This is a genomic window from Janthinobacterium sp. SUN137, from assembly GCF_030587265.1.
Lineage (GTDB): Bacteria > Pseudomonadota > Gammaproteobacteria > Burkholderiales > Burkholderiaceae_D > Janthinobacterium > Janthinobacterium kumbetense.
The window spans coordinates 233,198-254,847 of sequence record NZ_JAPWHZ010000004.1 but is presented as its reverse complement, the minus strand read 5'-3'; the positions used below and the strand labels follow the sequence as shown (position 1 = coordinate 254,847).

Below are 21,650 nucleotides of genomic sequence, written 5' to 3'. Positions count from 1 at the left end.
TATGCTGCACTGGAGCCAACATTGAAAATCGAACGGATCACTCTGCAGAATTTCCGTTGTTTTGAACATGTGCAGCTCACCTTCGATCCCCAGTTGACCGTCATCGTCGCACTCAACGGCCAAGGAAAATCGTCCCTGCTCGACGCGATCAAGATTGCCTTATGGCCGTATCTTGCCGGTTTTGACCTGGGCAGCATGTCGCTCGATACCACCGGTATCAATATTGACGATGTATTGCGCGAAAAACTGGCGGCACATCAGATGGAATGGCGCCTGCCTTGTGTGATTGAGTCATTTGGCACTATTGAGCCGATGGTCCATGACGCAGATCGTACTGATCTGGAATGGCATGGGAGACGCTTGCGCGACAGCGTCAAAAGATCCAGCAAAACAAAAAACAATGCTTTCTCCGATGCAATAGCGCTATATAGCCATGCGCAGGTGCTGGAAAGGCGCGTCTTTGCCAATGGTCAGGTTGAAGCAGACGAATTGCCCATGCTCGGTTATTACGGCACAGGCCGATTGTGGAGCCAGAAAAAACTGGCCGGCAAATCGGATAAAGTAGACCAGGCATCCTTTTCACGCACCTGGGCCTATCGCGATTGCCTCGCTCCTTCATCGAGCTATAAAGACTTTTCCCAGTGGTACACGCGCGTATTCAAGGCACTCAGGGATGCACAGATCCGCAATCTCGAAAAGAGACTCGGGCCCGATGCGGAGGTCGCAGACGATCTGCTTGCGCCAGTACGCGCCGTCCAGCAGGCCATCGACGTGATTCTGGAACCGCATACAGGCTGGCATTGGCTGGAATACAGCGCCGAGCACGACGATCTGGTACTGGAACATCCTGATCAAGGCAAGCTCAAGGTAAGCCAGCTCAGTGACGGCATACGCAACATGCTGGCGCTCGTCGGTGACATTGCCTACCGCTGCTATAAACTCAATACCCACCATGGCGACAAGGCAGCCCTGCTCACGCATGGCATCGTCATGATTGATGAAGTGGACATGCACTTGCATCCGGAATGGCAGCAAACCGTCCTGCCAGACCTACAAAAGGCCTTTCCGAATATCCAGTTCATCGTGACCACCCACAGCCCTCAGGTGCTCAGCAGCATCGACTCGCACTGCATACGCCGACTGGATTGGGAACTGGACGAAGAAAGCGGACGCAAGCGCATGGTGGTCAATAAGATCTATCAACAAACCATGGGCGTGGCCAGCTCGGACGTATTGGCCAATGTCATGGGTATCGATCCGGTGCCAGATGTCGAGCCGGCACGCCAACTCAGTCACTACATGGCATTAATTCAGCAGAATTTGCATGACGAGCCGAGTGGCGCGGCGTTACGAGCAGAACTGAACACGCATTTTGGTGCCAGCCATCCAAAGATGCTTGAATGTGACCGCCTGATACGCCTGCAAGCCTTCAAACGCAAATTGCCGTTGCGCGAGACTGGTGATGCATAAGCTGCAACGCCGTGCAGCACCGACATGCTTATCAAGATATCAGCATGGCCGGGACAATTGGAAAACCGTCACTGTCGAAGACAAGCAAGCGATTTGGGAAAAACTTGATGAGATGCAACAACATCGCTGCGCCTATTGCGAAGATACCTTGCGCGACAACAAGAAACATATCGATCACTTTCGTCAAAAGGGACGCGATCCGAAAGTAACCTTTCTATGGTCTAATTTATTCGGATCATGCAACCGCGTCGACAACTGCGGCAAATTCAAGGATGAATTGCCGCATTACGATCCTGCAGACCTCATCAAACCAGACGAGGAAGACCCAGAATACTTTTTCCTGTTCGTCAGCGACGGCAGCGTGGCCGTGCGCGAAGGATTGAATCCCGAGGATAAAAAACGTGCCATGGAAACCATACGCATTTTCAATCTTAATGGCGCTTTACGTGAAATGCGGCGCAGCGCCATCGCCGGTTATACCGACTTGGGAATGGAATTCATGAAGATAGTGGAGTCTGGTGATTTGACCCGCGAACAATGCATCGAATTATATAAAGACGAACTGGCAGCGACAGCATATCTGCCATTTTCGACCGCCATCAAGCACACTTTGATTTCTGCTTAAAGAAATCAGCTTTCATCCGGCCTGACCGTGAGCAATTCCTGCGCCACCGCGGCGCAGGCGTTCACGTGCTGGTTGCCGATCTGGCGGAACACGGCGTAGCCGATGGCTGCCGCCACCGCCTGGCCGGCAAACGGCACGAAGCGCGCCACCTGCTTGGTGGCAATCTTGACGCCACTGCGCTTGAGCAGCTGGAGGATCAGTTCGCGCGACACCAACTTTCCCACCAGCATGCCGCCCATGCCCACCGCCGCGCGGTAGGCCATCATCTTGAACTGCGGGTTCAGGCGCTCGATCTGCTCGGGCGTGAGGCCGAATTCGTGGTTGATATCGTTGATCAGCATGGAAAACAGGCCTACGTCGGACATCAGGTCGATGCCGGGAATGGGGATGGCCGAGGCGCCCGCCGACATCATGGCACGCCGCTGCACCAGGCGCCGGCAACGCTCGCGCACTTGCTCGATGTCGGCATGGCTGGCCGGTATCAGGGTCCAATCGGTGGTGCTCTTGTCTGCCATGGCCGTTTCTCCGCGAGTGATGGGTAGATGAACAAGTGTAACGTAAAGGCCTCAGCTGCCGATTTCACTGGACACAGTTGCAATCTCTGTTATATTTCACTTGAGCATTCCTTAACATTACGATAAGCAGAGCGGACCGTCTGTTTGTTGCTACACACTCCAGCCAATTATGCGAATTGCCGTACTCGATAGCGACCATAGCCAGGCAGAACTGATCTGCCAGGTGCTCACCGCCGCCGGCCACGCTTGCCACGAGTTTCAGAGTGCCAAGGACATGCTGGGGCAACTGCGCAAGGACAGTTGCGACATGCTGATCCTCGACTGGCATGTGAGCGATCTGGACGGCGCGGAAGTATTGCGCCGTGCCCGGGAAAAACTGGCGCCCAAGGCGCCCGTGTTGTTTATGACCAACAGTTCCGGCGAAGACGACGTGGTAGCGGGCATGACGGCCGGCGCCGACGACTACATGATCAAGCCCTTGCGGCGCAGCGAACTGACCTTGCGCACCCAGGCCCTGCTGCGCGTGGCGTACCCGGCCCAGAATGGCGCCGAAACCTTGCAATTCGGTCATTACACGTTTGAAACCCGCCCCGGCCGCCTGCTGCGCGATGGCGAAGTGCTCGACGTGACGCACAAGGAATTCGCCCTGGCGCTGCTGTTTTTCCGCAACCTGGGCCGTCCATTGTCGCGCGCCTACATCCACGAAGCCGTGTGGCAGCGCGACACGGCCCTGCCTTCGCGCACCATGGATACCCATGTCTCGCGCGTGCGCAACAAGCTGCAGCTGAAACCGGAACACGGCTACAGGCTGGTACCCGTCTACAGTTACGGTTATCGCCTGGAAAAACTGGGCGGCTGAACGGCGGCAAACGGCTGACCTGCTCAAAGCACGGGCACAAAGCGTTATAATGTCGGCATAAGCCATCCCAACAGCCCTGAAATGCAACTGCTCGCCGTAGGCCTCAACCATACCACCGCCCCAGTGTCGCTCCGCGAACAGCTGGCGTTTGCGCCTGAGCACTTGGGCCAGGCGGTGATGGCGGCGCGCACCTGGTTCCAGCGCATCGACTTGCGCGACAACGACGAAGCGGCCATCCTGTCGACCTGCAACCGCACCGAGCTGTATGCGGCCAGCCACGTGCCCAATCCGCTCGACGCGGGCGCGCATTTCCTGGCCGATTATCACAAGCTCAACTACAGCGAGCTGCGCCCCCACTTATATATGTTGCCGCAGCACGATGCCGTGCGCCACACCTTCCGCGTCGCCTCCGGGCTCGATTCGATGGTGCTGGGCGAAACGCAGATCCTGGGCCAAATCAAGGACGCCATCCGCACGGCCGACGAGGCGGGCGGCCTGGGCACGTATCTGCACCAGTTGTTCCAGCGCAGCTTTTCCGTCGCCAAGGAAGTGCGCAGCAGCACGGAAATCGGCGCCCACAGCGTGTCGATGGCGGCCGCCGCCGTGCGCCTGTCGCAGCGCATCTTCGACAAGATTGCCGAGCAGAACGTGCTGTTCATCGGCGCCGGCGAAATGATCGAATTGTGCGCCACGCACTTCGCGGCGCAAAACCCGAAAAGCATCACCATTGCCAACCGCACCATGGAGCGGGGCGAGGAACTGGCGCACCGCTTCAACGGCAAGGCCATCCGCCTGGCCGACTTGCCGAAGCAATTGCACCAGTTCGACATCGTCATCTCGTGCACGGCGTCATCGTTGCCGCTGCTGGGCCTGGGCCTGGTCGAGCGCGCCATCAAGGCGCGCCGCCACAAGCCCATGTTCATGGTCGACCTGGCCGTGCCGCGCGACATCGAGGCCGAAGTGGGCCGTTTGAACGACGTCTTCCTGTACACGGTCGACGACCTGGGCAAGGTCGTGCAGACGGGCCTGGAAAGCCGGCAAGCGGCCGTGGCGCAAGCCGAGGCCATCATCGAGACGCGCGTGCAATCGTTCATGAGCTGGGTCGACGACCGCGCCATGGTGCCCGTCATCCAGCATTTGCATGAAAACAGCGAATCCTTGCGCCTGATGGAAGTGGAACGGGCGCGCAAGATGCTGGCCAAGGGCGCCGACATCGACGCCGTCCTGGAAGCGCTGTCGAAAGGCTTGACGGCCAAGTTCCTGCACGGCCCGCAGCAAGCGCTGCACCACGCGCAAGGCGACGAGCGCAAGCAGCTGGTCACCCTGCTGCCGAAACTGTTCCGCCCCCGCCGTTAGCGCAGCCCCGCTGGCCGCCCGCGCGGCTGCCCCTGCCCGCCTGCCGGGCCCGTATCATCCCTACACCTTTTACCGCGAATCGCTATGAAACCATCCATGCTGGCCAAACTCGATCAACTGGCGAACCGCCTGGTCGAACTCGACGAACTGCTGATGCATCCGGACGCCACGTCGAACATGGACAGCTACCGCAAGATGACGCGCGAGCACGCCGAACTGGGCCCGCTGGTGGCCCTGTACCATTCCTACCAGGAAGCGGGCAACGATATTGCGACAGCGCAAGAGATGCTGGGCGATCCCGACATGAAGGAATTCGCCCAGGAAGAAATCGAGGCGGCCAAGACCACCATGGCGCGGCTGGAACGCGAATTGCAAACCATGCTGCTGCCGAAGGATGTCAACGACGAGCGCAATATCTTCCTGGAAATTCGCGCCGGCACGGGCGGCGATGAATCGGCCCTGTTCGCCGGCGATTTATTGCGCATGTACACGCGCTTTGCCGAGCGCAACCGCTGGCAGGTGGAACTCGTGTCCTCGTCCGACTCCGACCTGGGCGGCTACCGCGAAGTGATCGTGCGTATCGTCGGCAATGGCGCGTATTCGAAACTGAAATTCGAGTCGGGCGGCCACCGCGTGCAGCGCGTGCCGGCCACGGAAACGCAGGGCCGCATCCACACGTCGGCCTGCACGGTGGCCGTGATGCCGGAAGCGGACGAAGTGGAAGACGTCAACATCAACCCGGCCGACCTGCGCATCGACACCTACCGCGCCTCGGGCGCGGGCGGACAGCACATCAATAAAACGGATTCCGCCGTGCGCATCACCCACTTGCCGACCGGCATCGTGGTGGAATGCCAGGATGACCGCAGCCAGCACAAGAACAAGGCGCAGGCGATGAAAGTGCTGGCCGCGCGCATCAAGGACGTGCAGCTGCGCGAACAGCAGTCGAAGGAAGCGGCCACCCGCAAGAGCCTGATCGGCTCGGGCGACCGCAGCGAGCGTATCCGCACGTATAATTTCCCGCAAGGCCGCCTGACGGACCACCGCATCAATTTGACCTTGTACAAGCTGGACTTCATCATGGATGGGGATTTGACGGACTTGACGAATGCCTTGGCGGCGGAACACCAGGCGGAACTTTTAGCAGCGCTGGGAGATTAAAAAGTATCCAGCCAGATCAAGGGTTTAAGTAGTGGCTAAGCAATAAAAATCCGGCCTTGTGCGAAAATGACCAGCTCGATTCCATCCACCTCACCGTGTCGCCCATGAAAAATTCACGCACCGTCCTCCTGTTGACCGCCGCCCTGTGTTTCCTGATGCTGGGCGTGGCCATGTATTTGCAGCATGCCATGAACATGGCGCCGTGCCCGCTGTGCGTGATCCAGCGCTACCTGTTCCTCGCCATCGGCATCGCCTGCCTGGCCGGCGCGGCGGCCAACCGGCCGAAGATCGGCGCGGGCGTCGGCGTGCTGGCGGCCCTGGGCGGCCTGGGTGTGGGCGCCAAGCACCTGTACGTGCTGGCCAACCCCGGCTTTTCGTGCGGCATCGACCCGGTGGAAACGGCGCTGAACAAGGTCTTCACGGCCGAACTCATGCCCTTCATGTTTGAATCGTATGGCGCCTGCGAAAACGCGGGCGAGCCATTCTTCGGCCTGTCGATCCCGCAATGGGCGTTCATCTGGTTCGCCATCTTCGCCCTCACCTTGCTGTGGACCTTGCTGCGCCGTCAGAAATAATTGAAAGCACTATGCCAGAAACACTGATCCCCGCCGGCAGCACTGTCGGCGCCCTGCAAATCCGTCCCCTGCTCGATCCGCTCGACAACCGCATCCTGCTGGGCCACGCGCTGGGTCTGTCGCGCGTGAGCCTGATCACGCAATCAGAGCGAGTCCTCACTTCCGACGAAGCGGCCCGTTTGTCAGCCTTGCTGGCACGCCGCCTGCAAGGCGAGCCGATCGCCTACATCGTCGGCCAGCGCGAGTTTTTCGGCCTGCCGTTCGAAGTGAACGACGCCGTGCTGATCCCCCGCCCCGACACGGAAGTGCTGGTGGAACTGGCGCTCGAACGCCTGCCGCCCGGCGGACGGGTGCTCGACATGGGCACGGGCAGCGGCGCCATCGCCGTCGCTCTGGCACACACGCGGCCCGACGCCGTCGTCACGGCCCTGGACGTGAGCAGCACGGCGCTGGCCGTGGCGCGCCGCAACGCCAGCGCCAACGGCGTCAACATCACCTTCATGGCCAGCGACTGGTTTGAGGCGCTGGGCACGGAAAAGTTCGACCTGATCGTCTCGAATCCCCCCTACATCGCCAGCGGCGACCGCCACCTGGCCGAAGGCGATCTGCGCTTCGAGCCGGCCGGCGCGCTGACCGACCACGCGGATGGCCTGTCGGCCCTGCGCACCATCGTCTCCGGCGCCGCGCGCCACCTGGCGTCAGGCGCCTGGCTGCTGATGGAACACGGCTACGACCAGGCGGCATCCGTGCGCGGCTTGCTGGCAGACGCCGGCTACAACAAAGTGCAAAGCTGGCGCGACCTGGCCGGCATCGAACGGGTCAGCGGTGCCCGCCACGGCTGAGCACGACAAGCTGCGCAAAGCTTGACCCGGCGGCGCGCCATATCCCCCGCAGTTTGTTAAAATATCAAGCGAATTCCTGACCGAAGCGCCGTCCCTGTTCCCCGGGGCGGACGCTGGCGACGCGGCGTTTTTTGGGCCGGCGCCGACGCATTTGCCAAAATTCGGTTAATCTCAGCACAAATTATTTATATGCTGCACAAGAAAGGAAGCTCAAATTGCCCAACCTGTTGACTCGCCGCCTGGCATTGCTGACCGAAGATGCCAACCGCGCGCTGCTGGGCGGCTTGCGCGGCATCGAGCGTGAAACCCTGCGCGTCGACCATGCCGGCCATCTGGCTTCCACGCCCCACCCCGCCGCCCTGGGCTCGGCGCTGACGCACCCTGAAATCACCACCGATTACGCCGAAGCGCTGCTCGAATTCATCACGCCGGCGGAACAGGACATCGCCACGACATTAAGCAAACTGGACACCGTGCACCGCCACGCCTACAGCCGCCTCGGCGACGAGCTGCTGTGGAGCCAGTCGATGCCGTGCCAACTGCCGCCCGAAGCGGACATCGAAATCGCCAACTACGGCAGCTCGAACATGGGCATGCTCAAGCACGTCTACCGGCGCGGTCTGGCCTTGCGCTATGGCAAAGCCATGCAATGCATCGCCGGCATCCACTACAACTACTCGCTCGACGAGCAGCTGTGGCAAGCGCTGGCCGGCAATCCGGACACCAGCGCCAGCCCCACCCACGTGGCGGCCACGCCGAAAGACGTGCAGTCGGAAAGCTACCTGGCGACGATCCGCAATTTCCGCCGCTACAGCTGGCTCCTGATGTACCTGTTCGGCGCTTCGCCTGCCCTATCCAGCGGTTTCCTGCGCGGCCGCGCGCACAAGCTCGACACCCTGTCCGACGATACCCTGTTCCTGCCGTACGCCACCAGCCTGCGCATGAGCGACCTCGGCTACCAGAACGATGCCCAGTCGGGCCTGCGCCCGCACGAAAACAGCCTGGACGACTACGTCAACGCCCTCACGCACGCCGTCAACGACCCGTATCCGCCGTATGCGGCACTGGGCACAAAGAAGGATGGCGAGTGGATTCAATTGTCCACCAACGTGCTGCAGATCGAAAATGAATACTATTCAACCATCCGTCCGAAACGCGTGATCCGCACGGGCGAGCGCCCGATCCAGGCCCTGTGCCTGCGCGGCGTGCAATACATCGAAGTGCGCTGCATGGATGTCGACCCGTTCGAGCCGGTCGGCATCAGCCTGGAAACGGGCCGCTTCCTCGACGCCTTCCTGCTGTTCTGCGCGCTCGACGACAGCGGTCCCATCTCGGCCGAGCAAAGCGCCTGCTACACGAACAATTTCGCCCGCACCGTCAAGGAAGGCCGCAAGCCGGGCCTGACCCTGCGCCGCGACGGCGAAGAGATCACCCTGCAGGCCTGGGGCGAAGAATTGCTGGCGCGCATCGCGCCCGTGGCGGCCTTGCTCGACGCGCGCCTTGGCGGCACGCAGCACGCGGACAGCCTGGCCGCGCAAGCCCGCAAACTGGCCGACCCGGATGCGACGCCATCGGCGAAGGTATTGGCCGAACTGCGCGCCAACGGCGGCTCGTTTGCCGCCTTCGGCCTGCGCCAGAGCGAACGCCACGCCGCCTATTTCCGCGCGCAGCCGGCAACGCAGGAACAAAGCGCGTATTTCGACGAGATGGCCGCCAGCTCGCTGGCCGAGCAACGCGCCATGGAAGCAGCGCCAGCCGGCAGCTTCGACGATTTCGTCGCCGCCTACCGCGCCAGCACCCTGTGCTCGCACACCTGAGTCTGACCTTGCGCAAAGCGCCCCCATGCTGACCTTCTACAATGAATTGCACAGCCAGCACCGGGGCCGCTTCGAAATGTTTCGCGGCACCCTCGTGCCCTGCTTCGAGACGCCCGAGCGGGCCGACATGGTGGTGGCCGAACTGGGAAGGCGCAACCTGGGCCGCATCGTCACGCCGCACGGCGTGCCGCTGACGTCGCTGGAGCGCATCCACACGCCCCGTTACCTGCATTTTTTGCGCCACGCCTGGCACGACTGGCTGGCGCTCGATCCCGACAACGCGGGCAAGGACGCCTTGCCATCCGTGTGGCCCGTGCGCACCTTGCGCAGCGATATCGAACCGGATGACTTCACGGCCAAGCTGGGGCTGTACTCGATGGACAATGGCACGCCGCTGACGGCCGGCACGTGGACGGCGGCCAAGACGGGCGCCGACTGCGCCGTCAATGCGGCCCATGCGCTGCGCCTGGGCGAGCGGGCCACGTTCGCCCTGACGCGCCCGCCAGGCCACCATGCGGGCAGCGATTTCTTCGGCGGCTACTGTTTTCTGAACAACGCGGCGCTGGCCGCGCAGCATCTGCTCGACGACGGCGCGCGCAAGGTCGCCATCCTCGATATCGATTACCACCACGGCAACGGCACGCAAAGCATCTTTTACCAGCGCGACGACGTGCTGTTCGCCTCCCTGCACGCCGACCCGCGCAGCGAATATCCGTTTTATCTGGGCCACGCCGATGAAACGGGCAGCGGCGCGGGGCTGGGCTACAACGTCAACTTGCCGCTGCCCCCCGGCACGTCCACGGCCAGCTGGTTCGCCGCGCTGGAAACGGCCTGCCTGCGCATCAATATGTATGCGCCCGACGCGCTGGTGGTGTCGCTCGGCGTGGACACCTTTGCCGGCGACCCGCTGTCGCACTTCGCCCTGCAAAGCGGCGACTACCTGCGCGTGGGCGAGCGCCTCGCGCATCTGAACCTGCCCACCGCCTTCATCCTCGAAGGAGGCTACGCCGTGAAGGAAATCGGCATCAATGTCGTCAACGTGCTCGAAGGCTTTGAAACGGCCGATTAAGCCAGCCTACATATTGCGGAACAGCGCCATGAACGGCTGGCTCACGGCCAGGGTTTCCGGCCGCGTTTTCAGGCGCAAGGCGCCACGCCCCACCTCGTCGCGCGTGACGGACGCCACCATCTTCATGTTGACGATGGTGGAGCGGTGGATCTGCTTGAAGATGGCCGGGTCGAGCACGTCGAGCAGTTCGCGGATCGGCTTGCGCAGCAGCGCCTCGCCTTCCGCCGTCATGACGGCCGTGTACTTGGTGTCGGACTGAAAATAGGCGATGTCTTCCACCATGATCAGCCGCGTATCCTTGCCGCTGCTGGCCGTCAGCCACACCAGCGGCGGCGACTTGGCCGCCGCCGGCAAGGCGCTGCTCAATTGCTGCAGCAGGCCGGCCAGCGCGCCGTCGCCCGCCTGGTTCTTGCCGGCCCGTGCCTGCACGCGCTGCACGGTCGCCTGCAGGCGCTCGCGGGCTATCGGTTTCAATAGATAATCGACGGCGCCGTTATCGAAGGCGTCGATCGCGTACTGGTCGTAGGCGGTGACGAACACCACCTGCGTGGCGGGACTCGCTTCCAGCGCGCCGGCCGCCACTTCCAGCCCCGTCAAGCCCGGCATGCGGATGTCGAGGAAGGCGATGTCGGGGCGCAGGGTGGCGATGGCCTCGAGCGCCGCGCCGCCGTCGTCGCAGGCGGCGACGATGCGCAAGCCGGGCCACTCTTCGGCCAGCAGGCCCACCAGCGCATCGCGCAGCAGGGCTTCGTCTTCGGCGATAACGCAAGTCATCTCAGGCTGATGCATAGGAAACTCCTTGCGCCGTGCTGTCTGGCACCGTGATGGTGGCCGTCACGCCATCGGGGAAATTGGCGACAATGGCGAACGCGGCGGCATTGCCGTAGGTCAGGCGCAGGCGCTCGCGCACATTGCGCAGGCCGATGCCCGTGCCGGCGCCGTCGTCGCTGAGCCCCTTGCCATCGTCGGCCACCGTGACGATCACCGCGCCGTTGCCGCTGCGCGCCATGATCCAGATGGTGCCGCCGCCGCTTTTCGGCTCCAGGCCATGCTTGATGGCGTTTTCCACCAGGGTTTGCAGCATCATCGGCGGCAGTTCCGCCTGGCGCAGGTATTGCGGCACCTCGATTTGCAGGTTCAGACGTGCGCCCATGCGGATTTTCAGGATATCGAGGTAGGCGCGCGCCCGTTCCAGCTCCGTGCCCAGGGTCGACATGGCTTGCTCCGTGCGCGGCAGCGAGTGGCGCAGGTACAGGATCAGGTTGCCGAGCATTTCGTCGGCACGCACGGGGTCGCTGCGCGTGAGCAACTGCGCGCTGGCCAGGGTGTTGTACAGGAAGTGCGGCTCGACCTGCGCATGCAGCAGGCTCAGCTTGGCCACCGTGAGTTCCTTTTCCGTCACCGTCTGGCGCGCCTCGGCCTGCTCGCCGCGGCGGCGCTGCGCCACCCGGCGCGTCATCGCCCGCGTCACCGCTTCCGCGTTTTCCAGGTTGCTGCCATGGTCGACGAGGAACCAGTCGGTCCAGGCGTTGCGCGCCGGTTCGCAGATCAGGGTGACGCTGCCCGCTTCACCATTCGGCGTGACGGTGGCGAGAATCTGGTTCGGCCGCGGCTCCAGGAAGCCCAGCAGGCGCATGCGGGGCAAGCCCGTGTGCGTGTAGGGCGCGGCGCGGCGCACGCGGGCCTGCACCTGCAGGCTGTCGCGTGCGCTTTCGACCACTTCGCTGCCCGGCAGTTCGCGGATGGCCGCGTCGATCATGTCGAACGCCTCGCCCGCCTCGAACGGAATCTCGATCTGGCGCCGCTGGCGGCTCGACAGGGTGCCGGCATTGACGGCGCCGGCGATCAGGCGCACGCGCCGCACGTGCGAAAACGCATTCGTGACGACGGCGCTGGCCAGCAGCGCGCCGACGATGACAAAAAAGCCTTCCGTCTGCCCGAAGACATGGCGCAGGAAATTCTCGACCAGAATCGCCGTGGCGATGATGTAGGCGACCATCGTGGCCACGGCGATGCGCAGGATAAAGAAGAGGCTGGTCATGATTTTTCCTTGGGGAGTGAAGTGGGGCCAAGCATAACTATCGGCGCCAGCGGCGGTGGCCATTATGCGATGGAAGGGCAATACTGGCGACAAAGGCAAGAAAATAAAGCTTCAATCCGCGCCACGCGCAAATAAAATCGCTTGCAATTAAATAGCGCACGATATATATTGTGTACATGGACGCCGCACACCGCTTCTTCAGACGGGCATCCTGGGGCACCAGCCCACGAAACAAGTAGCACACTATTTAGTAGTCAACTATTTAATCAACTCAAGGAAAACCATCATGTCGATCAAACAAGTCCTGTACCGCGCTCAAGCTACCGCCACCGGAGGCCGCGAAGGCCGTGCCGTGTCGTCCGACAATGTGCTGGACGTCAAGCTGACCACGCCGAAAGAACTGGGCGGCAATGGCGCCGTCGGCACCAATCCGGAGCAACTGTTCGCCGCCGGCTACTCGGCCTGCTTCATCGGCGCCATGAAATTCGTCGGCGGCCGCGACAAGATCGCCTTGCCGGCGGAACTGTCGATCGAAGGCAACGTCGGCATCGGCGCCATCGAGACGGGCTTCGGCATCGAAGTGGAACTGAAGATCTCGCTGCCAGGCATGGATCGCGCCGCCGCCGAAGCGCTGGTCGCCGCCGCCCACATCGTGTGCCCGTACTCGAACGCCACGCGCGGCAACATCGACGTCACCCTGACGATCGTGTAATCCCCACCGCCTTGGGGCGCATCCCCGGCCGCGCCCCCAGGCGCCGCCGGGGATTTTTTTCAGCGCAGCGCCTGCAGCAGCTGGTCCGCCAGGGCCGGCGCCGAGGCGGGATTCTGCCCCGTGATCAGTTCGCGGTCGACCACCACGTTGCTGCTCCACGGCGCCTGGTTCTGCACATACTGCGCGCCGGCCGCCTGCAAGCCCGACTGCGGATAGAACTTCATCGTGCCGCCGCCGAGCGCGCCCTGCGCCGCCGCCTCTTCCTGGTTGCTGATCACCGTCATGCGGTAGCCGCCGTAGATCCAGCCGGCGGGCGCGGGCGGCGTCTGGCCCGCTTCCAGCGCGGCCGTAAATTGGGCCGCCTGCGGCAGGGCCGACAGCAGGGCGATGGGGCCGTGGCACAGCAGCGCCGTCGGCTTGCCGTCCGCGTGGAACTGGCGCAGCAAGGCGCCCAGGCTGGCATCCTTCAACAAGTCCTGCATGGGCGCGTGGCCGCCCGGCACCAGCACGGCCGCATAGTGGCCATAGCCGATCTGCGCCACCCGTTTCAGGCTGATCACGGGCGAGCGGCCCGGCACCGTCAGCGCCAGCTGGTCCAGCAGCGCCTTGTGCGCCGCGTGCGCGGCCGCGTCGCCGCCAAAGTAGGCGGCCGTATCCGAGCTGGCGTCCAGCGTGGGCGCCTGGCCCTGCGGCGTGGCGAACGTCACCGTGTGGCCCGCGTCGAGCAGCTTTTTGACGGGTTGCATCAATTCATTCAGATAAAAGCCCGTCGCGAAGACCTTGCCATCGCGCAGTTCGAGGTGGTTCGCGTCGGACAGCACGACGAGAACGTCGGCCGCCTGGCTGATGGAAAAGGCGGCGAACAGCACACTGCTTAAGAGTAATTTTTTCATCATGAGGATTCCAGTAGAGAAGCCGCCAGCATATTCCGAATCAAAATGGAGAAAAATGATGAATAATGCAGCTGACTAATGCCGAATACGACTGAATGGGAATGAAATGGATAAATTGCAGGCGATGCAGCTGTTCCGCCGCGTGGCCGAGCTGGGCAGCTTTCGCCGCGCGGCCGATGAACTGGACCTGTCGGCCTCGTATGTGAGCCGGCGCATCGGCCAGCTGGAGCAGGAACTGGGCGGTCGCCTGATGACGCGCACCACGCGCCAGCTGGCCCTGACGGAAACGGGCGCCGCCTACCTCGAGCACTGCCGCAAGCTGCTCGACGAACTGGCGCAGGCCGAGGACATGGTGGCCCACTCGACGGCCCACGTGACGGGCCGCCTGCGCATCAACGCGCCACTATCGCTGGGCGTGGGCGAGCTGGCCGAGGGCCTGGCCGATTTCATGGCCGAGTGGCCGGCCTTGCGCCTGGACGTCGACCTGAAGGATGAATACGTGGACCTGGCGGCGGCCAACTACGACCTGGGTTTCCGCGTCACCACGGCGCTCACCGATTCGAGCTATGTGGCGCGCCACATCCACGACTACCGCCTGCACATCTGCTGCGCGCCCGCCTACCTGGAACGCCACGGTCCCCTGCTGGACCCCACGGACCTGACGCGCCAGCGCTGCTTCATCTACAGCCACGCCCTGTTCGGCAGCCGCTGGCCGCTGCGCCATGCGGGGCCGCACAGCGACATCGAAGTGCCGAACTGGGTGCGCACGAATAACACCCTGTTCATGCGCAGCCTGATCCTGCGGGGCCTGGGCATCGGCATCCTGCCCACCTTTGTCTGCCGCGAAGAACTGGCCAGCGGCGCGCTGGTCGAACTGTTTCCCGACGTGGAGCGCCCCAGCCTGGCGCTGTTTGCCATCTACCCGTCGCGCCAGCTGGTGGCGCCCCGCGTGACGCGCTGCATCGAGCACCTGAAGCAGTGGTATGCGCAGCGCTATCCCGCGCCGGCGGCGTGAAGCCGGTAAAATCATGGCCACTCTCAATCAAGGATGACCCATGATCAGCTGGCAATGGAACACGTTCGACGAACTCGGCCCCCACGATTTGTACCAGGTGCTGGCCTTGCGCCAGCGCGTGTTCGTCATCGAACAGCAGTGCATTTACCCGGACCTCGATGGCCATGACCAGCAAGCCATGCATTTGCTGGGCTGGCAAACGGTCGACGGCCAGCGCCGGCTGGCCGCCTATCTGCGCGTGCTGGCGCCGGGCGCCAAGTATGTGGAAATGTCGCTGGGCCGCGTGCTGACGGCGCCCGAGGCGCGCACCACGGGCACCGGCAAGCAGCTATTGCTTGAGGGCATCGCGCGCGCCGAACGCCAGCACCCGGGCCACGCCATCCGCATCGGCGCGCAGCATTACCTGGAGCGCTTCTACCAGTCCTTCGGCTTTGTCACCGTCAGCGCACCCTACGATGAAGACGGTATCCAGCACGTCGACATGCTGCGCGCCGTGCAGCCGGGCGCGGCGGCATGACGACGGCCCTGATTTCCTGGAGCGGCGGCAAGGATTCCTGCCTGGCCCTGTGGCGCGCGCGCAACGCCGGCACGAGCGTGCCGCTGCTGATCACGGCCATGGATGAAGATGGCCGAAAATCGCGCTCGCACGGCGTGCCGCCGGAGCTGCTCGAGACGCAGGCAGCCAGCCTGGGCGCGCGCCTGCAGCGCTATCACGCCAGCTGGGCCAGCTACGAGGAGCAATTCGTCGCCATGCTGCGCGCGGCGAAAGACGCAGGCATAGAACACGCCATCTTCGGCGACATCGACTTGCAGCCGCACCGCGACTGGGAAGAAAAAGTCTGCGCCGCGGCCGGCCTGACGGCCCATTTGCCCCTGTGGGGCGGGGATCGCCGCGCGCTGGTCGATGAGTTCCTTGCCGCCGGCTTCAAGGCCATCGTCGTCTGCATCAATGGCCAGCACCTGCCGCGCGAATTTTGCGGACGCGAGTTCGACGCCGCCTTCCTGGCCGACCTGCCGCCCGGTGTCGACGCCTGCGGCGAAAACGGCGAATTCCACACCTTCGTCTACGACGGCCCCGCCTTCAGCACGCCGGTGGCGCTGCGCCGCACGCAAGTGCTGCAATATGACGCGCCGGCCAATCTGGGCGGCGCCACGTATTACTTCCAGGAACTGGCGCCAGTTTGAATTGGCCGCAAAAGCAAAAAGGGCGACTCCATGGAGTCGCCCTTTGTCCGTGCACCTTGCGCGTGCTTACTTTTTTTCCACTTTTTGCAGCGTGATATCGAACACCAGGCCGGCGTAAGGCGGGATCACCACCGCACCCGACTTGTCGCGGGTGCCGCTCACGCCATAGCCCAGGTCATACGGAATGACCAGGCGGCGCGTGCCGCCTTCCTGCATGCCGACCAGGCCGCGGTCCCAGCCCAGAATCACTCTGCCGATGCCGAGGATAAACGTAAAAGGCTGGAGAGGGAGCGACGTTTCGAATTGCACGCCTTTGCCGTCCGGCTTGCTCGCGTCATACAGCCAGCCCGTATAGGCCACCGTCAAGGTATCGCCCGCCGCAGCGGCCGTGCCGGTGCCTTTCACCAGGTCGGGAAAGAGGAGTTCCTTCACTTGCGTATTCGGGTCAAGCACGACCGGCTTCTGGGTGTTGGCAGCAGCGCCGCAAGCGGTCAGGGCCACGGCGCAAGCGAGGGTGGCGATCATTTGAAATACCGATTTCATGGTTTCCCTTTAAATATTGGTGTGTGGCTAAGCCCGTACGGTGCGGACCGGTACGGGCTGGAGTTTAACAGGACTCGCGTAGCCCATTTGTAAGCAGACGTAAGCAAGGCAATAAATGTGCCTAAATGCAACGTTGACACAATATCTATATTTCTACCTGCGTGCCCAGTTCGATCACCCGGTTGCTCGGAATCTGATAGTAGTCGGCCGCCGTGCGCGCATTACGCGACATGGTGACGAACAGGTGCTCGCGCCACGGCATCATGCCGGCACCCGGCGTCGAGATGATGGTCTGGCGCGCGATGAAGAACGACGTTTCCATCATCTCGAAGTCCAGTCCCTGCTGGGCGCACTGCGCCAGCGCGGCCGGAATGTCCGGTTCATCCTTGAAGCCGTAATGCACGTTGACCTGGTAGCATTGGTGGCCCAGGTCCACCACGCGCACGCGCTCGGAAGGCGCCACCCACGGCTCTTCATGCATGAAGACGGTCAGGAAGATCACCCGTTCATGCAACACCTTGTTGTGCAGCAAGTTATGCAGCAGCGCATGCGGCACGCCATCCGTTTCGCCGCGCAGGAAGATGGCCGTGCCGGGCACGCGCAGCGGCGGCGCGATGAACAGCGACGAGAGGAAATCGTCGAGCGGAATCGCATGCTTTTCCAGGTTCTGGAACACCAGCTGGCGGCCCCGCTTCCAGGTCAGCATGACGATGAACAAAATCGAGCCCAGCAGCAGCGGGAACCAGCCGCCGTGGAACAGTTTCAGGGCCGTGGCCGACACCAGGTTGACGTCGATGATCAGGAAAAAGCCCGTGGCGGCCCAGCACAGGGCCAGGTTCATCTTCCAGCGGTAGCGGATGACGAAGAAGGTCAGGATCGTCGTCGACAGCATGGTGGCCGTCACGGCGATGCCGTAGGCGGCGGCCAGGTTTTCCGAGGAACCGAAGCCGATGACGGCCAGCAGCACCACGGCCAGTTGCAGCCAGTTCACGGCGGGGATGTAGATCTGCCCGATTTCGCTTTCCGACGTGTGGCGCACGCGCATGCGCGGCAGGAAGCCCAGCGCGATGGCTTGCTTGGTCATCGAGAAGGTGCCGGAAATGGTCGCCTGCGAGGCGATCACGGTGGCCATGGTCGACAGGATCACCAGCGGATACACGCTCCACGCGCCCAGTTGCTGGTAAAACGGATTCGAGACGGCTTCCGGATGCGCCAGCAGCAAGCCGCCCTGGCCCAGGTAGTTCAGCGCCAGCGCGGGAAAGGCGATCAGGAACCAGGCCAGGCGGATCGGCTTCTTGCCGAAGTGGCCCATGTCGGCGTACAGCGCCTCGGCGCCCGTCAGCGCCAGCACCACGGCGCCCAGGGCAACAAAGGCGACGAAGCCGTTATTCATCAGGAAAGTGGCCGCGTGCAGGGGATTGAGCGCGGCCAGGATGGCCGGCGACTTGATGATGTTGACCACGCCCATGCCGGCCAGCGCGGCAAACCACAGCACCATGACGGGAGCAAAATAGCGGCCGATACCGGCCGTGCCGTGCGACTGCACCGAATACAGGCCCACCAGCACGGCGATCGTCAGCGGCACCACGTAGGGACTGAAGGCGGGCGTGGCCACTTCCAGGCCTTCGATCGCCGACAGCACGGAAATGGCCGGCGTGATCACGCTGTCGCCATAGAACAGGGTGGCGCCGAAGACGCCGATCACCATCAGCGGGAAATGCCAGCGCGACAGGCGGCTGACGGACGACAGCACCAGCGCCATCAGGGCCATGATGCCGCCCTCGCCGCGGTTGTCGGCGCGCAACACCAGGGTCACGTACTTGAGCGAAACGATCAGGGTCAGGCCCCAGAAAATCAGCGAGACGATGCCCAGCAGATTCTCGTGCGAGAGCAGCAGGCCGTGGGCCGGGTCGAAGACGGTCTTCAGGGTGTACAGCGGACTGGTGCCGATATCGCCGTAAACGATGCCGACGGCCGCCAGCGTCAAGCCGGCAAGGCCGCTTTTTTTATGTTCCGACGTCAAGGTTGCACCCGTTTTTGTTTTGTTGCATCGCACAATATGATAGGTATTAGCAAATAGCAAGAGTATTTTTGCATGGTTCCGCAGCTGCCCCAAGGTCGTGGTTTTGTGCCGCTCCGCCTTGCTGCGCGGACATGCGGCCATTGATTTGTTGCCATTCTACGCCTCGCCAGCGGCGCCGGGCAGCCCCCGATGTTTTCAGCCATAATGACAGACTGTCTACTCTCCAGCGAAGCCCATCATGAATCCAGGCATGCTCTACGCCTCCCTCGCCTTCCTGTGCTGGGGCCTGTTCCCCCTGTACTTCCACGCCATCGGCGAGATCGCGCCGCAGGAAATCCTGGCGCACCGCATGGTCTGGTCGCTGTTGTTCCTGGGCGTCGTACTGACCGTGCGCCGGCAATGGAGCTGGTTGGGCAGCCTGAAGGCGCAGCCCAGGGTCGTGGCCAGCTTCGTCGCCAGCGCATTTTTGCTCTCCGCCAACTGGTTCATCTATATCTGGGCCGTCAACAACGGCCACGTGGTCGACGCCAGCCTCGGCTACTTCATCACGCCCCTGATCAATGTCATGCTGGGCTTTTTGCTGCTGCACGAGCGCCTGCGCCGCCTGCAGTGGCTGGCCATCGGCCTGGCCGCCTGCGGCGTGGCCTGGCTCACTTGGCAAGCGGGACAGGTGCCGTGGATCGCCCTGCTGCTGGCGGCCACCTTCGGCGGCTATGGCTTGCTGCGCAAGACGGCCGCGCTGGGCGCGCTGGAAGGCCTGTCGTTCGAAACACTGATTTTATTTCCCCTGGCGCTGGCCTACATGCTGTGGCTGGCGTGGCATGGCCAGAGCGGCTTCGTCAACACGGATTCCACCGCCACGCGCGCGCTGCTGCTGGCGTCCGGCCCCATCACGGCCATTCCCCTGCTGCTGTTTGCGGCCGGTGCGCGCCGCCTGCCGCTGGCCGTGCTGGGGCTATTGCAATACATCGCCCCCACAGGCCAGCTCTTGATCGGCGTGTGGGTCTTCCACGAATCGTTCACGCCCGAGCGTATGCTGGGCTTCCTCGTCATCTGGACGGCGCTGGCCCTGTACGCGGCCGAAGGGCTGTGGACGGCCCGCAAGGCGCGCGCCGCCTAGTCCTGCCCCTGGCGTCCGTTTCCGCAGCGCGCAGCGCTGGCCGGAAGCGGGCGTTTACCGTATCCTGTCCGTCTTTGTATATCACCCGAGATTTCTAATGGCAAATTACGTCTACACCATGAATCGCGTGGGCAAAATCGTCCCGCCCAAGCGCCAGATTCTGAAAGATATTTCCCTGTCCTTCTTCCCAGGCGCGAAGATCGGCGTGCTGGGCCTGAACGGCTCCGGCAAATCGACCCTGCTGAAAATCATGGCAGGCATCGACACCGACATCCAGGGCGAAGCTGTGCCGATGCCGGGCCTGAACATCGGCTACCTGCCGCAGGAACCGCAGCTGGACCCGGCAAAAACCGTGCGCCAGGAAGTCGAGTCGGGCCTGGGCGAAGTGTTTGAAGCGCAAGCCAAGCTGGAAGCCGTGTACGCCGCATATGCCGAGGAAGACGCCGATTTCGACGCCCTGGCCACGGAACAGGCACGCCTGGAAGCGATCATTTCGACCTCCGACGGCGGCAATCTGAATTTGCAGCTGGAAATGGCCGCCGACGCGCTGCGCCTGCCGCCATGGGACGCCACCATTGGCGTGCTGTCCGGCGGTGAAAAGCGCCGCGTGGCGCTGTGCAAGCTGCTGCTGTCGAAACCCGACATGCTGCTGCTCGACGAGCCGACCAACCATCTGGATGCGGAATCGGTCGACTGGCTGGAACAATTCCTGCTGCGCTTCCCCGGCACCGTGGTGGCCATCACCCATGACCGCTACTTCCTCGACAACGCGGCAGAGTGGATCCTGGAACTGGACCGCGGCCACGGCATTCCATGGAAGGGTAACTACTCGACCTGGCTGGATCAGAAGCAAGCCCGCCTGAAGCAGGAAGAGGCGACGGAATCGGCGCGCCAAAAGGCGCTGCAGAAGGAATTGGAATGGTCGCGCCAGAACCCGAAAGCGCGCCAGGCCAAGTCGAAAGCCCGCCTGGCCCGCTTCAACGAGCTGTCCGAGCACGAATACCAGAAGCGCAACGAAACGCAGGAAATCTTCATTCCCGTGGCAGAACGCCTGGGCAATGAAGTCATCGAGTTCAAGAACGTGTCGAAAGCGTTCGGCGACCGCCTGCTGATCGATAACCTGAGCTTCACCGTGCCGCCAGGCGCCATCGTCGGCATCATCGGCCCCAACGGCGCCGGTAAATCGACCCTGTTCAAGATGATCACCGGCAAGGAAACACCGGACAGCGGCGAAGTGGCCATCGGCCAGACGGCGCGCGTGTCCATCGTCGACCAGAACCGCGATAGTCTCGCTGACAACAAGTCCGTGTTCGAAGACGTCTCCGGCGGCGCCGACATGCTGACGGTGGGCCGCTTCGAAATGCCGTCGCGCGCCTACCTGGGCCGCTTCAACTTCAAGGGTTCGGACCAGCAGAAGCAAGTGGGCAACCTGTCCGGCGGTGAACGCGGACGTCTGCACCTGGCGAAAACCCTGCTGATGGGCGGCAACGTCCTGCTGCTCGATGAACCGTCGAACGATCTGGACGTGGAAACCTTGCGCGCGCTGGAAGACGCCCTGCTGGAATTTGCCGGCAGCGTCATGGTCATTTCCCATGACCGCTGGTTCCTCGACCGTATCGCCACGCACATCCTCGCTTTCGAAGGCAACTCGCAGGTCACCTTCTTTGACGGCAACTATCAAGAATACGAAGCCGACAAGAAGAAACGCCTGGGCGAAGAAGGCGCGAAACCGAAACGTATCCGCTACAAGCCCTTGACCACGTAATTTCGGTCCGGCAATGCAAAAAGGCAGTTACCTCGCGGTAACTGCCTTTTTTTTCAGCACACTT

At 62.8% G+C, this 21,650-nt stretch carries 21 protein-coding genes; 15 read left to right on the top strand and 6 right to left on the bottom strand.

Going from position 1 to position 21,650, the window contains the following annotated elements:
- Window positions 1-21: 21 nt before the first annotated feature.
- Window positions 22-1,470, top strand: a complete 1,449-nt coding sequence (locus O3298_RS21590; RefSeq protein WP_289912511.1) for an AAA family ATPase — start codon at window positions 22-24, stop codon at window positions 1,468-1,470.
- Window positions 1,463-2,095 (top strand): retron Ec78 anti-phage system effector HNH endonuclease PtuB, encoded by a 633-nt coding sequence (gene ptuB, locus O3298_RS21585; RefSeq protein WP_289912513.1) that lies wholly within the window; start codon window positions 1,463-1,465, stop codon window positions 2,093-2,095. Before O3298_RS21590 ends, ptuB begins: the two co-directional genes overlap by 8 nt.
- Window positions 2,096-2,100: 5 nt before the next feature.
- On the opposite strand, the gene O3298_RS21580 is transcribed toward ptuB, so the two are convergent.
- Entirely contained in the window at window positions 2,101-2,610 is a 510-nt protein-coding gene (locus O3298_RS21580; RefSeq protein WP_305060509.1) for a hypothetical protein, read from the bottom strand.
- A 169-nt stretch (window positions 2,611-2,779) separates the two neighbouring features.
- Here O3298_RS21580 and O3298_RS21575 point away from each other — a divergent pair, with 169 nt between their 5' ends.
- From O3298_RS21575 to O3298_RS21545, 7 genes are all read left to right on the top strand, one after another.
- Window positions 2,780-3,469: a response regulator transcription factor gene (locus O3298_RS21575; RefSeq protein WP_099665880.1), complete on the top strand. Its 690-nt coding sequence runs from the start codon at window positions 2,780-2,782 to the stop codon at window positions 3,467-3,469.
- 81 nt (window positions 3,470-3,550) lie between these two features.
- Window positions 3,551-4,825, top strand: coding sequence for a glutamyl-tRNA reductase (hemA, locus tag O3298_RS21570; RefSeq protein ID WP_305060508.1), 1,275 nt, complete (start codon window positions 3,551-3,553; stop codon window positions 4,823-4,825).
- Window positions 4,826-4,909: 84 nt separating this feature from the next.
- Window positions 4,910-5,986 (top strand): peptide chain release factor 1, encoded by a 1,077-nt coding sequence (prfA, locus tag O3298_RS21565; RefSeq protein WP_077398497.1) that lies wholly within the window; start codon window positions 4,910-4,912, stop codon window positions 5,984-5,986.
- A 104-nt stretch (window positions 5,987-6,090) separates the two neighbouring features.
- On the top strand, window positions 6,091-6,561 hold the full coding sequence (locus O3298_RS21560) for a disulfide bond formation protein B (protein ID WP_077408913.1): 471 nt from the start codon (window positions 6,091-6,093) through the stop codon (window positions 6,559-6,561).
- A gap of 11 nt (window positions 6,562-6,572) precedes the next feature.
- A complete protein-coding gene (gene prmC / locus O3298_RS21555) occupies window positions 6,573-7,403 on the top strand; it encodes a peptide chain release factor N(5)-glutamine methyltransferase (protein ID WP_099665882.1) in 831 nt (276 codons plus the stop codon).
- 215 nt (window positions 7,404-7,618) lie between these two features.
- On the top strand, window positions 7,619-9,220 hold the full coding sequence (gshA, locus tag O3298_RS21550; protein WP_305060507.1) for a glutamate--cysteine ligase: 1,602 nt from the start codon (window positions 7,619-7,621) through the stop codon (window positions 9,218-9,220).
- Window positions 9,221-9,245: 25 nt separating this feature from the next.
- Window positions 9,246-10,289: a histone deacetylase family protein gene (locus tag O3298_RS21545; protein WP_099665884.1), complete on the top strand. Its 1,044-nt coding sequence runs from the start codon at window positions 9,246-9,248 to the stop codon at window positions 10,287-10,289.
- A gap of 6 nt (window positions 10,290-10,295) precedes the next feature.
- On the opposite strand, the gene O3298_RS21540 is transcribed toward O3298_RS21545, so the two are convergent.
- Both O3298_RS21540 and O3298_RS21535 read right to left on the bottom strand, forming a co-directional pair.
- Window positions 10,296-11,078 carry a LytTR family DNA-binding domain-containing protein gene (locus O3298_RS21540; protein ID WP_289905932.1) on the bottom strand — a complete coding sequence of 261 codons (783 nt, stop codon included), beginning with the start codon at window positions 11,076-11,078 and terminating at the stop codon, window positions 10,296-10,298.
- Window positions 11,065-12,330, bottom strand: coding sequence for a histidine kinase (locus O3298_RS21535; RefSeq protein ID WP_305060506.1), 1,266 nt, complete (start codon window positions 12,328-12,330; stop codon window positions 11,065-11,067). Before O3298_RS21535 ends, O3298_RS21540 begins: the two co-directional genes overlap by 14 nt.
- Before the next feature lie 286 nt (window positions 12,331-12,616).
- Here O3298_RS21535 and O3298_RS21530 point away from each other — a divergent pair, with 286 nt between their 5' ends.
- Complete coding sequence (locus O3298_RS21530; RefSeq protein WP_305060505.1) at window positions 12,617-13,042, top strand: organic hydroperoxide resistance protein; 426 nt, start codon at window positions 12,617-12,619, stop codon at window positions 13,040-13,042.
- A 59-nt stretch (window positions 13,043-13,101) separates the two neighbouring features.
- Here the strand turns inward: O3298_RS21530 and O3298_RS21525 are convergent, their stop codons facing one another.
- Complete coding sequence (locus O3298_RS21525) at window positions 13,102-13,938, bottom strand: type 1 glutamine amidotransferase domain-containing protein (RefSeq protein WP_289918637.1); 837 nt, start codon at window positions 13,936-13,938, stop codon at window positions 13,102-13,104.
- Between the two features lie 103 nt (window positions 13,939-14,041).
- Between O3298_RS21525 and O3298_RS21520 the strand changes: the two genes are divergently transcribed.
- The 3 genes from O3298_RS21520 to O3298_RS21510 are packed head-to-tail and all read left to right on the top strand — an operon-like array spanning window position 14,042 to window position 16,135.
- On the top strand, window positions 14,042-14,950 hold the full coding sequence (locus O3298_RS21520; protein WP_289918639.1) for a LysR family transcriptional regulator: 909 nt from the start codon (window positions 14,042-14,044) through the stop codon (window positions 14,948-14,950).
- Between the two features lie 40 nt (window positions 14,951-14,990).
- Entirely contained in the window at window positions 14,991-15,467 is a 477-nt protein-coding gene (locus O3298_RS21515; protein WP_289918640.1) for a GNAT family N-acetyltransferase, read from the top strand.
- Complete coding sequence (locus O3298_RS21510; RefSeq protein ID WP_305060504.1) at window positions 15,464-16,135, top strand: diphthine--ammonia ligase; 672 nt, start codon at window positions 15,464-15,466, stop codon at window positions 16,133-16,135. The genes O3298_RS21515 and O3298_RS21510 overlap by 4 nt, the downstream gene beginning before the upstream one ends.
- Window positions 16,136-16,201: 66 nt before the next feature.
- On the opposite strand, the gene O3298_RS21505 is transcribed toward O3298_RS21510, so the two are convergent.
- Together O3298_RS21505 and O3298_RS21500 are read right to left on the bottom strand one after the other, a co-directional pair.
- Entirely contained in the window at window positions 16,202-16,678 is a 477-nt protein-coding gene (locus O3298_RS21505; protein WP_289912522.1) for an FKBP-type peptidyl-prolyl cis-trans isomerase, read from the bottom strand.
- 145 nt (window positions 16,679-16,823) lie between these two features.
- The gene (locus O3298_RS21500) at window positions 16,824-18,701 is read right to left on the bottom strand and encodes a potassium transporter Kup (protein WP_077398475.1); all 1,878 of its coding nucleotides are present in this window, start codon (window positions 18,699-18,701) and stop codon (window positions 16,824-16,826) included.
- 238 nt (window positions 18,702-18,939) lie between these two features.
- On the opposite strand from O3298_RS21500, the gene rarD reads away from it, so the two are divergent.
- Both rarD and ettA read left to right on the top strand, forming a co-directional pair.
- A complete protein-coding gene (gene rarD / locus O3298_RS21495; protein WP_289918648.1) occupies window positions 18,940-19,821 on the top strand; it encodes an EamA family transporter RarD in 882 nt (293 codons plus the stop codon).
- A gap of 97 nt (window positions 19,822-19,918) precedes the next feature.
- The gene (gene ettA / locus O3298_RS21490; protein WP_034752850.1) at window positions 19,919-21,586 is read left to right on the top strand and encodes an energy-dependent translational throttle protein EttA; all 1,668 of its coding nucleotides are present in this window, start codon (window positions 19,919-19,921) and stop codon (window positions 21,584-21,586) included.
- The last annotated feature ends 64 nt before the right edge of the window (window positions 21,587-21,650 follow it).

What these genes read in the sequence shown, in the direction of transcription:
- ptuB (WP_289912513.1), top strand. Translation starts at nt 1,463, where the DNA reads ATGCATAAGCTGCAACGCCGTGCAGCACCGACATGCTTATCAAGATAT.
- O3298_RS21580 (WP_305060509.1), bottom strand. Translation starts at nt 2,610, where the DNA reads ATGGCAGACAAGAGCACCACCGATTGGACCCTGATACCGGCCAGCCAT.
- O3298_RS21575 (WP_099665880.1), top strand. Translation starts at nt 2,780, where the DNA reads ATGCGAATTGCCGTACTCGATAGCGACCATAGCCAGGCAGAACTGATC.
- hemA (WP_305060508.1), top strand. Translation starts at nt 3,551, where the DNA reads ATGCAACTGCTCGCCGTAGGCCTCAACCATACCACCGCCCCAGTGTCG.
- prfA (WP_077398497.1), top strand. Translation starts at nt 4,910, where the DNA reads ATGAAACCATCCATGCTGGCCAAACTCGATCAACTGGCGAACCGCCTG.
- O3298_RS21560 (WP_077408913.1), top strand. Translation starts at nt 6,091, where the DNA reads ATGAAAAATTCACGCACCGTCCTCCTGTTGACCGCCGCCCTGTGTTTC.
- prmC (WP_099665882.1), top strand. Translation starts at nt 6,573, where the DNA reads ATGCCAGAAACACTGATCCCCGCCGGCAGCACTGTCGGCGCCCTGCAA.
- O3298_RS21545 (WP_099665884.1), top strand. Translation starts at nt 9,246, where the DNA reads ATGCTGACCTTCTACAATGAATTGCACAGCCAGCACCGGGGCCGCTTC.
- O3298_RS21540 (WP_289905932.1), bottom strand. Translation starts at nt 11,078, where the DNA reads ATGCATCAGCCTGAGATGACTTGCGTTATCGCCGAAGACGAAGCCCTG.
- O3298_RS21535 (WP_305060506.1), bottom strand. Translation starts at nt 12,330, where the DNA reads ATGACCAGCCTCTTCTTTATCCTGCGCATCGCCGTGGCCACGATGGTC.
- O3298_RS21530 (WP_305060505.1), top strand. Translation starts at nt 12,617, where the DNA reads ATGTCGATCAAACAAGTCCTGTACCGCGCTCAAGCTACCGCCACCGGA.
- O3298_RS21525 (WP_289918637.1), bottom strand. Translation starts at nt 13,938, where the DNA reads ATGATGAAAAAATTACTCTTAAGCAGTGTGCTGTTCGCCGCCTTTTCC.
- O3298_RS21520 (WP_289918639.1), top strand. Translation starts at nt 14,042, where the DNA reads ATGGATAAATTGCAGGCGATGCAGCTGTTCCGCCGCGTGGCCGAGCTG.
- O3298_RS21515 (WP_289918640.1), top strand. Translation starts at nt 14,991, where the DNA reads ATGATCAGCTGGCAATGGAACACGTTCGACGAACTCGGCCCCCACGAT.
- O3298_RS21510 (WP_305060504.1), top strand. Translation starts at nt 15,464, where the DNA reads ATGACGACGGCCCTGATTTCCTGGAGCGGCGGCAAGGATTCCTGCCTG.
- O3298_RS21505 (WP_289912522.1), bottom strand. Translation starts at nt 16,678, where the DNA reads ATGAAATCGGTATTTCAAATGATCGCCACCCTCGCTTGCGCCGTGGCC.
- rarD (WP_289918648.1), top strand. Translation starts at nt 18,940, where the DNA reads ATGAATCCAGGCATGCTCTACGCCTCCCTCGCCTTCCTGTGCTGGGGC.
- ettA (WP_034752850.1), top strand. Translation starts at nt 19,919, where the DNA reads ATGGCAAATTACGTCTACACCATGAATCGCGTGGGCAAAATCGTCCCG.